At 71.4% G+C, this 15483-nt stretch carries 10 protein-coding genes and 2 pseudogenes; 7 read left to right on the top strand and 5 right to left on the bottom strand.

The window, feature by feature from the left end; genetic code table 11:
* Positions 1 to 109: 109 nt before the first annotated feature.
* From ACWCQ6_RS19590 to ACWCQ6_RS19575, 4 genes and pseudogenes are all read left to right on the top strand, one after another.
* A pseudogene (locus tag ACWCQ6_RS19590) lies at positions 110 to 2104 on the top strand (Xaa-Pro dipeptidyl-peptidase).
* A 139-nt stretch (positions 2105 to 2243) separates the two neighbouring features.
* Positions 2244 to 4016, top strand: a complete 1773-nt coding sequence (locus ACWCQ6_RS19585; RefSeq protein ID WP_451090754.1) for a BCCT family transporter — start codon at positions 2244 to 2246, stop codon at positions 4014 to 4016.
* Positions 4017 to 4184: 168 nt separating this feature from the next.
* Positions 4185 to 5822, top strand: coding sequence for an ABC-F family ATP-binding cassette domain-containing protein (locus tag ACWCQ6_RS19580; protein ID WP_451090752.1), 1638 nt, complete (start codon positions 4185 to 4187; stop codon positions 5820 to 5822).
* A gap of 382 nt (positions 5823 to 6204) precedes the next feature.
* On the top strand, positions 6205 to 7413 hold the full coding sequence (locus ACWCQ6_RS19575) for an amidohydrolase (protein WP_451090825.1): 1209 nt from the start codon (positions 6205 to 6207) through the stop codon (positions 7411 to 7413).
* A 272-nt stretch (positions 7414 to 7685) separates the two neighbouring features.
* Here ACWCQ6_RS19575 and ACWCQ6_RS19570 read toward each other — a convergent pair whose 3' ends face one another.
* The gene (locus ACWCQ6_RS19570) at positions 7686 to 10091 is read right to left on the bottom strand and encodes a Tex family protein (RefSeq protein ID WP_451090750.1); all 2406 of its coding nucleotides are present in this window, start codon (positions 10089 to 10091) and stop codon (positions 7686 to 7688) included.
* Positions 10092 to 10226: 135 nt separating this feature from the next.
* Entirely contained in the window at positions 10227 to 11090 is an 864-nt protein-coding gene (locus ACWCQ6_RS19565) for an SCO6745 family protein (protein ID WP_451090748.1), read from the bottom strand.
* A gap of 132 nt (positions 11091 to 11222) precedes the next feature.
* Between ACWCQ6_RS19565 and ACWCQ6_RS19560 the strand changes: the two are divergent.
* Positions 11223 to 11348, top strand: a pseudogene (locus ACWCQ6_RS19560) (GlxA family transcriptional regulator); the annotation flags it as partial.
* Here ACWCQ6_RS19560 and ACWCQ6_RS19555 read toward each other — a convergent pair.
* Positions 11342 to 12094, bottom strand: a complete 753-nt coding sequence (locus ACWCQ6_RS19555; RefSeq protein WP_451090746.1) for an enoyl-CoA hydratase/isomerase family protein — start codon at positions 12092 to 12094, stop codon at positions 11342 to 11344. The pseudogene ACWCQ6_RS19560 and the gene ACWCQ6_RS19555 overlap by 7 nt on opposite strands.
* Positions 12095 to 12174: 80 nt before the next feature.
* Between ACWCQ6_RS19555 and ACWCQ6_RS19550 the strand changes: the two genes are divergently transcribed.
* A complete protein-coding gene (locus ACWCQ6_RS19550) occupies positions 12175 to 12771 on the top strand; it encodes an HdeD family acid-resistance protein (protein WP_451090744.1) in 597 nt (198 codons plus the stop codon).
* 162 nt (positions 12772 to 12933) lie between these two features.
* The gene (locus tag ACWCQ6_RS19545; protein WP_451090742.1) at positions 12934 to 13389 is read left to right on the top strand and encodes an ATP-binding protein; all 456 of its coding nucleotides are present in this window, start codon (positions 12934 to 12936) and stop codon (positions 13387 to 13389) included.
* Between the two features lie 39 nt (positions 13390 to 13428).
* On the opposite strand, the gene idi is transcribed toward ACWCQ6_RS19545, so the two are convergent.
* Positions 13429 to 14022 carry an isopentenyl-diphosphate Delta-isomerase gene (idi, locus tag ACWCQ6_RS19540; protein ID WP_451090740.1) on the bottom strand — a complete coding sequence of 198 codons (594 nt, stop codon included), beginning with the start codon at positions 14020 to 14022 and terminating at the stop codon, positions 13429 to 13431.
* A 147-nt stretch (positions 14023 to 14169) separates the two neighbouring features.
* The gene (locus ACWCQ6_RS19535; protein ID WP_451090738.1) at positions 14170 to 15438 is read right to left on the bottom strand and encodes a bifunctional class I SAM-dependent methyltransferase/N-acetyltransferase; all 1269 of its coding nucleotides are present in this window, start codon (positions 15436 to 15438) and stop codon (positions 14170 to 14172) included.
* Positions 15439 to 15483 lie beyond the last annotated feature (45 nt).

The following is a 15483-nucleotide window of genomic DNA, read 5'->3' as shown; positions in this document are numbered from 1 at the left end:
ATTGCCATTCGGCCGCCACGGCCGCGGTCCGCATTTGCGCCGTGATCACGCCGTATGTGCCACTGATCGCCCTCTGCCGCCGGGGAGTTGGACGGGGTACCTTCCGCCCATGCCGAATCGTGCGCGAGGCCTCCGTTCGAGGTACAGGTCGCTGGTGGTGGCGGCCGTCGCCGCCCTGACGGCCGTCCTGCTCCCACCGGCCGGTGCACAGGGCGCGAGCCCGGGCAAGGAGCGGCCGACGGAGAGCAGGCCCGTCTACTCGTACGAGAACGCCGTCCGTGAATCGGTCTGGGTCGACACCGGACTGGACGGCGACGGGGACGGGCGCAGCGACCGCGTCGCGGCCGACATCGTCAGGCCGCGCGAACCCGCCCGGCAGGGCCGGAAGATCCCTGTGATCATGGATGCCAGCCCGTACTACTCCTGCTGCGGGCGAGGCAACGAGAGTCAGCTCAAGACATACGACGCCGACGGCCGGCCCGTCCGGTTCCCGCTCCACTACGACAACTACTTCGTGCCGCGCGGCTACGCCTTCGTCGCCGTCGATCTGGCCGGTACCAATCGCTCCGACGGCTGCGTCGACGTCGGAGGCCGCTCGGACGTGCAGTCCGCCAAAGCCGTGATCGACTGGCTGAACGGCCGCGCCCGCGGCTACACCACCCGCACCGGCAGCGCCCGCGCCACGGCCGGCTGGTCCGACGGCCGCACCGCAATGATCGGCAAGAGCTACGACGGCACCATCGCCAACGGTGTCGCCGCGACCGGCGTGGACGGGCTGCGGACCATCGTGCCGATCGGCGCCATCTCCTCCTGGTACGACTACTACTTCGCCCAGGGTGCTCCCCTCTAAGGCAGCGGCCCCGAGTGGCTCTCCGGCTACGTGGAGAGCCCCGAGGCGCGCGGCCGCTGCGCCGCCGTCCAGCAGCGGCTCGTCGACGGGGCACCGCGCACCGGCGACTGGTCGAAACCGTGGACCGGGCGCGACTACGTGAAGGATGCCCGCAAGGTGCGCGCCAGCGTCTTCGCCGTCCACGGCATGCAGGACCTCAACGTCCGTACCAAGCACCTCGGCCAGTGGTGGGAGGCGCTCGCCGACCGGGGCGTGGAGCGCAAGATCTGGCTCTCCCAGACCGGCCACGTCGACCCGTTCGACTACCGGCGCGCCGAATGGGTCGACACGCTGCACCGCTGGTTCGACCACTGTCTCCTCGGTTACGACAACGGCATCGACCGCGAACCGATGGCCGACATCGAACGCCACCCCGACCAGTGGTCCACGGACCGGGTCTGGCCGCCCCGCACCACGCACCCCACCACCGTGCGCCCCGGCGCCGGGAGCGCGCCGGGCGTCGGCACCCTGTCCCTGCGGCCGGCCCGCCCCGGCGCCACCGAGATGTTCACCGACGACCCGGCGCAGAGCGAGACCCAGTGGGCCGCGGCCCTGGACCGGACCACGAGCGCCAAGGCCGGGTTCCGCACCGCGCCGCTCACCGCCGGCCTCAGGCTCTCCGGATCCTCCGCGGTGACCGTCACCGCCACCCCGACCACCTCGACCGCCCACCTCTCCGCGGTCCTTGTGGACATCGGCCCCGACACCATCCGCGACTACGGCTCGTCCGGCGAGGGCATCACCACCCTCACCACCCGCAGCTGCTGGGGCGCGAGCACCACCGGGGACAGCTCCTGCTTCAAGGAGACCAGGGCCCGGACCACCACCGTCGACCGGACCGTGGTCAGCCGCGGCTGGGCCGACCTCGGTACGTACGCCTCCCCCGGGAAGGGCCGCCCGCTCACCCCGGGCCGGGCCGTCACCATCACCATCGAACTGGCGGCCACCGACCATGTCGTCCCGGCCGGACACCGCCTGGCCCTGATCGTCGCCGGCACCGACCGCAACCTCATCGACCCGCCCGACTCCACCCCCACGCTCACACTCGACCTGGCCCGCACCGCTGCGAAGCTGCCGTTCGTCGGCGGCACCGGCGCCTTCGTACGGGCCACCACGGGATCCGCGTCCGCGACGGCCGTGCCCCGGGCGGACGACGCAGGGGGCGTGACGCCGCCGCGGCCCGCCCGCCGCATCCCGGGAGGCGGCCACGCGTAACGAGGCACCTGCTCCTGAGCTCGCCGCCGGACCCCGGGACAGGACGGGCCGGTACCGCTTGTTGATCCCATGAGGTGAGCGCTACGTGTGGTACTGCCTACGGAGAGCGAAATAATTGCTTCCGTGAAAGGTGCCATTCGTGTCGCAGGACGAACAGAGAACGGGTGGCCGGGGTGGGCCGCCGGTGAAGGCGGACCTCCCCGGCCACCCGGACCGGGACCGGCACCCCACGACGGACCGGGTGGTGTTCGGCGTCACCGCTCTTCTCACTCTGGCCTTCGTGGTCTGGGGAGCCATCGCCACCGACTCGCTGGAGGACATCTCCAGCTCCATGCTCAACGGGCTGATCCACAACGGCGGTTGGGCCTTCATGCTCGCCGCCTCCGGCTTCGTGGTCTTCGCCCTCTGGCTCGCCGTCAGCCGCTACGGCAAGATCTCCCTCGGCCAGGAGGGGGAGGAGCCCGAATTCCGGACCGTGTCCTGGGTAGCCATGATGTTCAGCGCCGGCATGGGTATCGGCCTGATGTTCTACGGGGTCAGCGAGCCGCTGGCCCACTTCACCAGCCCGCCGCCCGGCACCCACCCCGCCGACGCCGCCGAGGCGATGCAGACGGCGATGGCCACCACTCTGTTCCACTGGACGCTCCATCCCTGGGCCATCTACGCCGTGGTCGGCCTGGGCATCGCGTACAGCACCTTCCGGCGCCGCAGAAGACAGACGATCAGCGCCGTCTTCGAGCCGCTCATCGGATCCCGGCGCGCCCACGGCGGTCTCGGCCGCCTGATCGACATCCTCGCCATCTTCGCGACCCTCTTCGGCTCCGCCGCGTCGCTGGGACTCGGCGCCCTCCAGATCGGCAGCGGCTTCCACGAGCTGCACTGGAGGGAGGAGACCGGCACCGGACTCCTGGTCCTGATCATCGCCGGACTGACCGTGGCCTTCGTCGCCTCGGCGGTCTCCGGTGTGGAGAGGGGCATCCAGTGGCTCTCCAACACCAATATGGTGCTCGCCCTGATCCTCGCCGTCTTCGTCTTCGTCGCCGGTCCCACCATCTTCGTGCTCGATCTGCTGCCCACCTCGATCGCCGCCTACTTCGGCAACCTCGCCCAGCTCGCCGGCCGCACCGAGGCGACCGGCAAGGGCGACGTGGCCGAGTGGCTCGGCAACTGGACCGTTTTCTACTGGGCCTGGTGGATCTCCTGGACGCCGTTCGTCGGCATGTTCATCGCCCGCATCAGCCGCGGCCGGACGATCCGGCAGTTCATCGGCGGAGTCATCCTGGTGCCCAGCACGGTCAGCCTGGTCTGGTTCGCGATCTTCGGCGGCACGGCGATCGATCTTCAGCAGGCCGGCAAGCTCGGCAACGCAGTCACCCAGGAGGCACAGCTCTTCGGAGTGCTGGAGCAGTTCCCGATCTCCACGGTGATGAGCCTGCTGGTGATGATCCTGGTCAGTATCTTCTTCGTCTCGGGCGCCGACGCCGCCTCCCTCGTGATGGGCACGCTCTCCCAGAAGGGCATCCTCGACCCGGCCAGATGGGTGGTCGTCTTCTGGGGCGTGGTCACCGGCGCAGTGGCCGCGATCATGCTGCTCGTCGGCAATGGCAAGGGCGACGCGCTCGCGGGACTCCAGAACCTGACGATCCTGGTCGCCGCGCCGTTCACCCTTGTCATGATCGGCATGTGTGTGGCGCTGATGCGGGACCTGCGCCAGGACCCGCTGATCGTACGGCGCCAGTTCGGTGTGGAAGCGGTCGAGTCCGCGGTCATCAAGGGGCACGCGAAGTACGCCGGCGACTTCGAGATCCGGATCGGTCCGGGCGGCAGCGAGGTCACCACCGGACTCCACGAGGGCAACGACCCGCAACAGCCGGGCACCTCCGCCCCGGCGGACCCTCCGGGCGACGGCTGAGGGCGCTCCCGCCCCGGCGTCGATCAGGGCCTGACCGGCGGGTCGGGGTCGGTAAGCCCTCAGGGCTCGCAGATGAACAACCTGCGCGCGAGCATCGCGCCGGCCGGGGACGTAGAGTCCCGGAGCGAACAGGTCAATTCTCTGCGAGCCCTTAGGATCGACACCCTGATGACTGCCACTCTCGTCGCCAAGGACCTCGCCGCCGGACACGGCGACCGCACACTCTTCGCCGGACTCGACCTCGTCGTCGCGCCCGGTGACGTGATCGGTCTCGTCGGAGTCAACGGGGCCGGGAAATCGTCCCTGCTCCGGCTTCTCGCCGGACTCGACCGGCCGGAGGAGGGCGAGCTGAGGCTCTCCCCGCCCACCGCCACCGTCGGGCATCTCCCACAGGAGCCGGAACGGCGCACGGGGGAGACCGTGCGGGAGTTCCTGGCCCGCCGCACCGGTGTCGCCGACGCCCAGGCCGCGATGGACGCCGCGACGCAGGGCCTCGTCGACGGGACGCCGGGCGCGGACGACGGGTACTCCGAAACACTGGAACGCTGGCTGGCCCTCGGCGGAGCGGACCTGGACGAGCGGGCCGAGGAGGTCGCGGCCGAACTCGGGCTGACCGTCGGCCTCGACCTGCCGATGACCGCGCTCTCCGGAGGCCAGGCCGCCCGCGCAGGCCTGGCCTCCCTTCTCCTGTCCCGCTATGACGTCTTCCTGCTGGACGAGCCCACCAACGATCTCGACCTGGACGGCCTGGAGCGCCTGGAGCGCTATGTCTCGGGGCTCCGCGCGGGCACGGTTGTCATCAGCCACGACCGCGAATTCCTGATGCGCACGGTCACCAAGGTCCTCGAACTGGACCTGGCCCAGCAGCAGATCAACCTGTACGGCGGCGGATACGCGGCTTATCTGGAGGAGCGCGAGCGCGCCCGCAGGCACGCCCGTGAGGAGTACGAGGAGTACGCCGACAAGCGCGCCGCCCTCGAAGGGCGCGCCCAGATGCAGCGCTCCTGGATGGACAAGGGCGTCAAGAACGCCCGCCGCAAGGCCACGGACTCCGACAAGATCGGCCGCAAGTTCCGCAGCGAGTCGAGCGAGAAGCAGGCCGCCAAGGCCCGGCAGACCCAGCGCATGATCGAACGGCTCGATGTCGTCGACGAACCGCGCAAGGAATGGGAACTGCGGATGGAGATCGCCGCCGCACCCCGCTCCGGCTCGGTCGTGGCGACCCTGCGCGAAGCTCGGGCCGTGCGCGGCGACTTCGCCTTCGGCCCGGCATCGCTGCAGATCGACTGGGCGGACCGGGTCGCCATCACCGGCGCCAACGGGGCGGGCAAGTCCACCCTCCTCGCCGCGCTCCTCGGCCGCCTTCCGCTCGACTCCGGCCATGCGGCGCTCGGCTCGGGCGTGGTGGTCGGCGAGGTCGATCAGGCCCGCAAGCTCTTCCACGGCTCGGAATCGCTCCTGGAGGCGTTCTGCGTAGCCGTGCCCGACACCGAACCGGCCGAAGTGCGCACGCTGCTCGCCAAGTTCGGCCTGCGCGCCGACCATGTGATGCGCCCCGCCACCACGCTCTCCCCGGGTGAGCGCACCCGGGCGGCGCTCGCCCTGCTCCAGGGCCGGGGCGTCAACCTCCTGGTGCTCGACGAGCCCACGAACCACCTCGATCTGCCCGCGATCGAGCAGCTGGAATCGGCCCTGGAGTCTTACCCGGGCACGCTGCTGCTGGTCACGCACGACCGGCGCATGCTGGAAGCCGTGCGTACGACACGCCGGGTCGAGGTGGCGGAGGGACGGGTGACGGAGTTCTGAGCCAGGCCGTCACACGCTGTTGCACGACGGCGAGATCGTGTGGGACGCGGACATCATCGCGTACGTCGGAACGCGGTACGACGGGCCGGTCGACGAGGGTCCGGACCTCGGCGAGACGCTGGTGATGCCCGGGCTCATCGAGCTGGACGCCCTCACCGGCGTCGACCACCTCGTCCTGGACTCCTGGGTGGCGCCGGAGACCGGCGGCGGACTCCTCCGGTCGCGGGAGTACGCCACCCGGCGCGGCGACATCCACGAGATCCCGGCCGCCGACACCGCTCCGCACGCGGAGATCGTCGCGCTGACCGGCCGATTGACCGGCGGCCGGACGGCCGCCGCCGGAGAACCGCGCACCGGCGCCCGAGACAAGGAGACTCCTCACATGCTGATCACGAATGTCCGCCCCTGGGGCGGCGAGCCGCGCGACATCGAGATCGAGAACGGTGCGATAGCCGCGATCACCCCGCACGACCCGAACCGTGCCGAGGACGGCGACACCGTGGCGGGACGGGGACGGCTCGCCCTGCCGTCGTTCTCCGACGTCCACTGCCACTTGGACTCCACCCGCATGGGGCTTCCCTTCCGCCCCCACACCGGCGCACCCGGTGTCTGGGCCATGACCATGAACGACCGGGCCCACTGGCGCGAGGACGAATGGAGCGTCGCCGAGCGGGCCACGTACACCCTGGGCCGCATGATCGAGCGCGGCACCACCCGCGTCCGCAGCTACGCGCAGATCGACGCGGACTGCGGCCTGGAGCGCTTCGAGGGTGTGCTCGCCGCCAAGGAGGCGCACGCCGACCGCTGCGAGGTCGAGATCATGGCCTTCCCGCAGGCCGGTCTGCTCAAGGAGAAGGGCGTGCCGGAGCTGATGGACCAGGCCCTGTCCACGGGTGCGGCCGTGGTGGGCGGCATCGACCCCTGCACCCTGGACCGGGACCCGGTACGCCATCTGGACATCGTCTTCGACCTCGCCGAGCGCCACCAGGCACCGGTCGACATCCACCTCCACGAGCCCGGCCCGCTGGGCGTGTTCAGCGTCGACCTCATTCTGGAGCGGGTGCGCGCCCTCGGCATGGCCGGCCGGGTGACGCTCTCGCACGCGTACGACCTCGGCGGTGTCGACGAGGCGACGACACGGCGGCTCATCGAGGAGTTCGCCGAGCTGGACATCGCGATGGCGACCGTCGCCCCCGCACAGCACCGGGCCCTGCCGCTCGCCGAGCTGACGGCCGCCGGTGTGCGGGTCGGCCTCGGCGAGGACGGCCAGCGCGACTTCTGGTCGCCGTACGGCAACGGGGACATGCTGGACCGCACCTGGCAGCTGGCCTTCACCAACCGCTACCGCGCCGACGAGCTGATCGAGCACTGCATGGCCGTCGCCGGCCGCGGTGGCGCCTCGATCCTGCACCCGGAGCTGCCGCGCCTCACGTCGGTGGCCGACCGGCCCGGCGTCTCGGTGGGCGACGCCGCAGACCTGCTGCTGGTCGACGGCGAGACCGTGACGTCCGCCGTGATGGACCGCGGCAACGACCGTACGGTGCTGCACGCCGGCCGCGTCGTCGCGGACGGCCTGGAACTCGTCGGCTGACCACGGCACACCTGCCGGAGCCCGTCCACCGCGCGGTGAACGGGCTCCGGCAGGTGTGCCGTGGTGCTGCGCGGTGGCCCCGGCGGCATCCGGCACGGTGCCGTCGTCCGCCGTCAGCCGGCATGCCACCTGACGCGGTGCCGACTCCGGGCCGCCCCTGCCGACAGCGTCCGCAGCACCGGCGACTCCGTACGGCACCGGTCGGTGGCCGGCGGGCACCGGGGGTGCGGAAGTGAGCCGCAGGCGTGGCCCTTCCCCGCTCAGCGGTCCTGCTACCGCTTCCTGTTGCGGCCGCCCTGGTCAGGGTCCGCCAGCCCGGCCCGCCGCAGGGCGTCGGCCATCGCGCTGTTCACCGGCGCCGGTGCCGGACGGGCGGAGCCGCCGCCGCGCCGGTCGCGGTCCTGGCCGCCCTGCCCCTGACGCTGCCGCGGCGGCCGGCCGGCCTGGCCGCCGCGCTCGCCCCGCTCACGCTTCTGGCCGCCGCCCTGGGGGCCCGTACCGGCCGCCGCCTCGTCGTCCAGCCGCAGCGTCAACGAGATCCGCTTCCGCGGCACGTCGACGTCCATGACCTTGACCTTCACGATGTCGCCCGGTTTCACGACGTCCCTCGGGTCCTTCACGAACGTCCGCGACATCGCCGACACATGCACCAGGCCGTCCTGGTGCACACCGATGTCCACGAACGCGCCGAACGCCGCGACATTGGTGACGACACCCTCCAGCACCATTCCGGACGCCAGGTCGCCGATCTTCTCGACGCCCTCCTTGAAGGTGGCCGTCCTGAACGCCGGCCGCGGGTCGCGCCCCGGCTTCTCCAGCTCCTTCAGGATGTCGGTGACCGTCGGCAGGCCGAACTTCTCGTCCACGAAGTCGTCGGCCCGCAGTGACCGCAGCACCCCCGTGTTGCCGATCAGCGAGGCGACGTCGCCGCCGGTCCGCTTCACCATCGCCCGCACCACCGGATACGCCTCCGGGTGCACGCTCGACGCGTCCAGCGGATCGTCGCCCCGGATGCGCAGGAAGCCCGCGCACTGCTCGTACGCCTTCGGGCCCAGCCGCGCCACATCCTTGAGGGCCTTGCGGGACCGGAAGGGCCCGTTGGCGTCGCGGTGCGCGACGATGTTCTCGGCGAGCCCCGAGCCGATCCCCGACACCCGCGAAAGCAGCGGCGCGGAGGCGGTGTTGACGTCGACACCGACACCGTTCACACAGTCCTCGACGACCGCGTCCAGCGAGCGCGACAGCTTCACCTCGGACAGGTCGTGCTGGTACTGGCCGACACCGATCGACTTCGGGTCGATCTTCACCAGCTCGGCGAGCGGGTCCTGCAGCCGCCGAGCGATGGAGACGGCGCCGCGCAACGACACGTCCATGTCGGGGAGTTCCTGAGAGGCGAAGGCCGAAGCCGAGTACACGGACGCGCCCGCCTCGGAGACCATCACCTTGGTGAGCTTCAACTCCGGGTGCTTGTCAATGAGTTCACCGGCCAGCTTGTCGGTCTCGCGGGACGCCGTGCCGTTGCCGATCGCGATCAGGTCGACGTCGTGGGCCTTCGCCAGCCGCTCCAGCGCGGCCAGCGCCTGGTCCCACTTGTTCGCCGGGACGTGCGGGTGGATGACATCCGTCGCCACGACCTTGCCCGTCGCGTCGACGACGGCGACCTTCACACCCGTACGGAAACCGGGGTCGAGCCCGAGCGTGGCCCGGGTCCCGGCCGGGGCGGCGAGGAGCAGATCGCGCAGGTTCGACGCGAAGACGCGTACCGCCTCGTCCTCCGCCGCCGTGCGCAGCCGCAGTCGCAGATCGATGCCGAGGTGCACCAGGATCCGGGTCCGCCAGGCCCAGCGCACGGTGTCGCCGAGCCACTTGTCGCCGGGGCGGCCGCGGTCGGCCACCCCGAAGCGCCGGGCGACCATGTTCTCGTACGTCGAGGGACCGGGCGTCCCGGAGGGCTCCTCCGGCTCCAGGACCAGATCGAGCACGTCCTCCTTCTCGCCCCGGAGCATCGCGAGCACGCGGTGCGAGGGCAGTGCGGTGAACGGCTCGGCGAAGTCGAAGTAGTCGGCGAACTTGGCGCCCGCCTCCTCCTTGCCGTCGCGCACCTTGGCAGCCAGCCGCCCCCGCGACCACATGCGCTCACGCAGCTCACCGATCAGGTCGGCGTCCTCGGAGAACCGTTCGGTGAGGATGGCACGGGCCCCCTCCAGCGCCGACGCACCGTCCGTGACACCCTTGTCGGCGTCCACGAAGGAGGCGGCAGCGGCGAGCGGCTCGACCGAAGGGTCACCGAGCAGGCCGTCGGCGAGCGGTTCGAGCCCGGCCTCCCGGGCGATCTGCGCCTTGGTGCGCCGCTTGGGCTTGAACGGCAGATAGATGTCCTCAAGGCGGGCCTTGGTGTCGGCGGCCCGGATCTGCGCCTCCAGCGCCTCGTCCAGCTTGCCCTGCTCGCGTACCGAGTCGAGGATCGCCGTCCGGCGGTCCTCCAGCTCCCGCAGATACCGCAGCCGCTCCTCCAACGTGCGCAGCTGCGCGTCGTCGAGCATCTCGGTCGCTTCCTTGCGGTAGCGCGCGATGAACGGCACGGTCGACCCGCCGTCGAGCAGCTCGACGGCCGCCTTCACCTGCCGTTCGCGTACGCCGAGCTCCTCGGCGATCCTGCCTTCGATGGACGTCGTCACGGTTCTACCGACTCGCCTTCTCGTACTGGCTCTACTGGCTGTGCATTCCGGGGTCTGGCCCCTTCGCCTGCATTGTGCCGGGTGGCCGGACGCCGTGTCGCCCGGCCACCCCCCCATTGTCGGCCGGACGGCCGCTCAGTCCTTGCCGATCAGATCGGCCGGGAACGCGCCCGCCGACGACACCGTGAGCAGGAACCCGCGCGCCAGCTCGGTCAGCCGCTCCACACCCTCCGCGCCCAGGTGCTCGTACGGGGCAGCATCCATTTGGTCCGTGGCCTCCTCCAGCTCCGCCCGAAGCGCGACGCCCGCCTGAGTCAACTCGCCCTCGGCGTCCAGGAGTCCGCGCTCGCGCAGTCGCTCGCGGGCCGCGTCCCAGTCGTCGCGGTGCCAGCCGCGGGTGGCGAGCACCCAGCGCGGGGACATCCCCTTGCCGGTCGCCGTGTGACTGACCAGAGCCTCCAGCGGGTCCAGTCCGGCGGTCAGGAGCGCGGCGATATGGCCGTCGCCACGGTGTTCGCGCAGCAGCGTGCCGGCGTGCCAGTACGCCAGATGCGGCTCCTTCGGCACCGGGAGATCGGCATGGGCGGCGTAGAGCGGCCGGGCGTGTCGGGCGCAGCCCTCGGCCGCGCGCAGCGCCAGGTCCGCCGCCTCGGCCAGTTCCGGGGAGGCGGTGATCTCCTCGCCCAGCAGCCGCCGCAGGGTGGTGTCGGCGGCGCGCAGCCGGGCGTCCAGGACCGCCTGCGGCGGCGCGACGGACCAGACGGCGGGCAGATGCCGGGCCACGAGGTCGTGGTTGAAGTTGTAGAACGCGGCGGTGACCGTGCCCGGCCCGACGGCACCCATCGCCGCCGAGCGCGCGGCGAAGTAGGCGGCGTTCGAGTCGTCGATGCCCAACTCCCCGAGCTCCTTGCCGAGGTCGGGGGAGAAGTAGACCGTCGAGTGCAGCAGGTTGATGGCGTTGTGACAGCGGCGTCCGGCGCGCGGCGGCAGAGTACTCATGACGGCACACTACCGACCGGTCGGTACGCCTGACAGCCCCGGGCGGCAGGGAATCACGACGGCCTCGTCATGGCAGAAAAGGCGGGTTCTTCGTCATTGCGGTCATGTGCGGGGGTGACCAGGAAGACAGCCGTGACGCAGCGATCCGTACTCGTCGTCCTCTACGACGGCGTCCAGCGCCTCGACGTCACCGGGCCGGTGGAGGTCTTCGCCGGGTCCTCCCGCTTCCCCGGCGCCGGATACGCACGCCGTCAGGCCGTCCAGGTGAAGCGCGGCGCGCGCCGCTCAAGGAAGGCAGCGACGCCCTCGGCGGTGTCGCCGCTGCCGCGTGCCTGCTCCGCCCAGTACGCGTCCCGGTCCTCGCGCCCGGCGGCGAACTCCTTCGCCGCCGCCTGCGTCAGCTGTGAGCGGGCCGTCAGGGTCGCCACGTATGCCTCGACCCGCTTGTCCAGCTCACCGGCCGGCAGCACCTCGTCGACCAGACCGGTGCGCAGGGCCCGCGCGGTGTCGATCAGCTCGCCGGAGAACAGCAGATGCTTCGCCGTGGCCGGGCCGGTCAGCGCCACCAGTCGCCGGGTCGACGACGCGGCGTACACGATGCCGAGCTTGGCCGGGGTGACACCGAAGAACGCGCCCTCCTGCGCGAACCGCAGATCGCAGGCGGCCGCCAGCTGGCTGCCGCCGCCCACGCAGTAGCCCCGGATCGCCGCGAGCGTCGGCTTGGGGAACGCGGCCAGCGCCTCCTCTGCCGCCACGGCGAGCGCCTGCGGATCGCCCGCCGGGTCCCGCAGTGAGGAGATGTCCGCACCCGCGCAGAAGGTGTCCCCGGCACCTGTCAGCACCAGCACCCGGATCGCGGGGTCGGCCGCCAGCCGCTCCAGCAGACCGGGCAGCGCGCGCCACATCGCGGCCGTCATCGCATTGCGTTTGGCGGGGTTGCTGATGACGACGGTGGCGACGCCGTCCGTGACGGCGTGCTCCAGTCCGGGTTCCGTACGGTCCATGCGCCGGATGCTATCCGCAGCGTTCGAACCTATGATCAAGAAGGGGTCGCCGACCAGCCGCGCACTATGAGGAGCTTCCCGTGGCCGATCCCGCAACCGAGGGCAGGAGGCTGAGACGCAGCTTCGGCTGGCTCGCCCTGCTCGGCACCCTTCTCGTCGTGGCCGGCCTCGTCGGTCTCGTCTACACCGGCGTCGCGACGCTGACCTCGATGCTCCTGTTCGGCTGGCTGCTGCTGATCGGCGGCATCGTCGGGCTGGTGCACGCCATCGATTCCCGCGGCACCGACTACTTCTGGCTGGGCGTCGTGGTGGCCGCGCTGAACATCGCCGCCGGCATCGTCGTCATCCGCCACCCGCATGGCACCGCGGAGGCGCTGACCATGTTCGCCGCCCTGCTCTTCCTGACCGGTGGGGTGTTCCGCCTCGTGGGCAGCGTCGTGGTGCGCGGCCCGCAGTTCGGCTGGACGCTGCTGCAGGGCGCCTTCGGCCTGCTGCTGGGGCTGCTGGTGCTCTTCGACTGGCCGCACAGCAGCCTTTACGTACTGGGCCTCTTCTTCTCCCTTGCGCTGATCTTCGACGGGCTCGGCCTGATCGTGATGGGCATGGGCGGCCGTCGCATCGTCTCGAAGGTCTCGGAACAGAGGGTGACCGGTGAGCTTCCCGACTCACCCCCGTGAGACGAGCAGAAGCGGTCCGATGGTTGAGGCTTTCGTGTTCTGTCCGGTCAGAACATGTCGATAGAGGTCGAATTCTGGTCAGTGGCCCGGCAGGGGCCGACTACGCCCCGCACTCTGTACTCGACGTGCAGTCACCATCGAGCGGAGAGCGGGTACCGGACTATGGAGAGCCGCGGGAGTGTCCCGGCCCGGCCCGTGCCGTACGTGGGAGTCTGGCGGTTCACCGCCCCGGCCGTGGACGTCTCCGTACCGCAGGCCCGGCACGCGGTGCGCGATCTGCTGAAGCGCCAGGGTGTGCCGCTGGACGAGGGTGTCGCCGAGGGGCTGCTGCTGATCGTCTCCGAGCTGGTCACGAACGCGGTGAAGCACGCCGCGCTGCTCTCGCCGGAGCTCGCCGTCGAAGTGGCCGTCGGGGAGGAGTGGGTCAGGGTGTCCGTCGAGGACAACCATCCCTACCGTCCGACGGCCCTGGAGACCGACTACGCGCAGACCGGCGGGCGCGGTCTGCTGCTGGTCCGGGAGATCACCCGGGAAGCGGGCGGAGCCTGCGATGTGGAGCACACCGCAGGCGGCGGAAAGATCATCTGGGCGGCGCTGCCGCTGAACCCGCGGCCCTGACCGCCCGCATCCGTCGGCGCGTCCGGTGCCGTCCGCCCCTCACCAGCCGGCGGACGGCCCGGTCAGCTCCCTGATCGCCGGACGCGCGGCGTCCAGCACCGTCATGAACCAGGCCGAGAACGGTGACCGGGCATGCCGCTCGGCGAGCTCCTCGGCCGTCACGAACGCGGTCTCGCCGACCTCCTCCGGGTCCGGGGCCGGCCGCTCCTGCGCCATTCCCACGAAGAGATGGTTGAACTCCTGCTCCACCAGACCGGAGGCCGGGTCGGGGTGGTTGTAGCGGACCGTGCCCGCCTCGGCCAGCAGGGAGGGCGAGATCCCCAGCTCCTCGTAGGTGCGCCGGGCAGCGGCGGCGAAGGGTGCCTCACCGGGGTAGGGGTGGCCGCAGCAGGTGTTCGACCAGACGCCGGGGGAGTGGTACTTGCCGAGCGCACGGCGCTGGAGCAGCAGCCTGCCCTGCTCGTCGAAGAGGAAGACCGAGAAAGCGCGGTGCAGCTGACCGGGCGGCTGATGGGCGGCGAGCTTCTCCGCCGTACCGATGGTGGTGCCGTGCTCGTCGACGAGTTCGAGCATGATCACTTCTGCTGTGCCGTTCGACGAGCTGTGCGCCGCGGTGGCTGGTGTGGTCGGCATACCCATCCTTCGCTATGGTCCCGGCCCGGTGCGCCGGTCCCGTCGATTCCGGTCAAGTCTGCCGTACAAAAGCCGCTTGCCCGCACCTCGGGGTCTGGCATGTCCGGTCCCGTCGCACCGTGAGGCACGGCGGGACCGGACGGTGCGTCAGACGCCGAAGGCGGCCGGATAATGGATCGTGCCCTGTGACACCGGCACGGATTCGTCCAGCACCAGGGCCATCATCGCCTCGTCCGGGACGTCGAAGCCCGGCCGGATCCCGTACCGCGATGCCGGTACGAAACCGAATCTCGGGTAGTACTCGGGATGACCGAGCACCAGGACGAGTGACTCGCCGCGCAGCCTCGCCGCGTCGAGCACCGCCCGCACCACCGCCTGCCCCGCGCCCCGGCGCTGATGATCCGGGGCCGTCGCCACCGGGGCCAGCGCGAGCGCAGGAGCGTCCCCGACCCGGCACCGGGTCAGCAGGGCGTACGCCGCGATGTCCCCGTCCGGACCGTGCGTGGCGACCTGCGAGAGGCCGGGCAGCCAGGCCGCCGGGTCGGCGCGCAGTGCGTCGACGAGAGCGGCCTCGTCCGGCGTCGGGAAGGCGGCGGCGTTGACCGCGTGCACGGCCGCCGCGTCCGCCGCCGTCTCCGGGCGGGTCGTCCAGCGGGGGTCGGTGGGGCGCAGCACGTAGCAGGCGTAGCCGTACTCCGTGCCGTGGTCACGCCGCATGGCCAGCTCCTCGCAGGTCGCCGCGAGTGCCCACGCCATGCCGGGGGCCGACGCGTCGGCGGCCTCGACCCGCTCGGCGAGCGGGACGTAGTACTCGTCCCAGTCGCTGTCGGGCTGCACCAGCGCCCCGAGGACGTGATAGCCGGCCGCCACGGCCGCCGCGGTGTTGCCCGCCACGGGGCGAATCGACGTCTCCCGCTCCCAGAAGGCGCGCGCCTCGGCCGTCGGCGCGTCCGTCGTCCAGACGCACTCGCTGACGACCAGGCAGCCGCCCGGGGCGAGCAGCCGCTTCCAGTCACGCAGGGCGGTGTCGAAACCGATGATGTACGCGGACCCTTCGGCCCAGACGAGGTCGAACGACCCGTCGGGGAAATCGGGGCCGGACAGCTCTGCCATGTCGGCCCGGACCGTACGGATGCGGTCGCCGAGCCCACGGGCCTCGGCCGCCTCGCGCAACTCGTCGAGGAACGGCCGGTGGAGATCGACGGCGGTCACCTCTGCGCCGGCCTCGGCGGCGAGGAGCAGCGCGGCGCGGCCGGGCCCGCAGCCCAGATCCAGGACGCGCGGACGGCGCGGCAACGGGCCGGTGAGTCCCAGCAGCCGCCGGGTGGTGGCATCGGATCCGGGGCTCTGCCGGGGCAGGTTGTGGTGCAGCGAGAAAAACGCCTCGATACGGACGGCGCGGTCGTTGTCGGTCAACGCGGGAACCCTTGGTGTACGAGGGCTCCGGCCAACGTGCCGACC

It is taken from the genome of Streptomyces sp. NPDC001880, assembly GCF_053594575.1.
This window is presented reverse-complemented; position numbering and strand designations above follow the sequence as displayed.

Excerpts from the sequence above, each read along its gene's own strand:
- ACWCQ6_RS19555 (WP_451090746.1), bottom strand. The coding sequence starts at position 12,094 with ATGGACCGTACGGAACCCGGACTGGAGCACGCCGTCACGGACGGCGTC.
- ACWCQ6_RS19545 (WP_451090742.1), top strand. The coding sequence starts at position 12,934 with ATGGAGAGCCGCGGGAGTGTCCCGGCCCGGCCCGTGCCGTACGTGGGA.
- ACWCQ6_RS19575 (WP_451090825.1), top strand. The coding sequence starts at position 6,205 with ATGCTGATCACGAATGTCCGCCCCTGGGGCGGCGAGCCGCGCGACATC.
- ACWCQ6_RS19565 (WP_451090748.1), bottom strand. The coding sequence starts at position 11,090 with ATGAGTACTCTGCCGCCGCGCGCCGGACGCCGCTGTCACAACGCCATC.
- idi (WP_451090740.1), bottom strand. The coding sequence starts at position 14,022 with ATGCCGACCACACCAGCCACCGCGGCGCACAGCTCGTCGAACGGCACA.
- ACWCQ6_RS19580 (WP_451090752.1), top strand. The coding sequence starts at position 4,185 with ATGACTGCCACTCTCGTCGCCAAGGACCTCGCCGCCGGACACGGCGAC.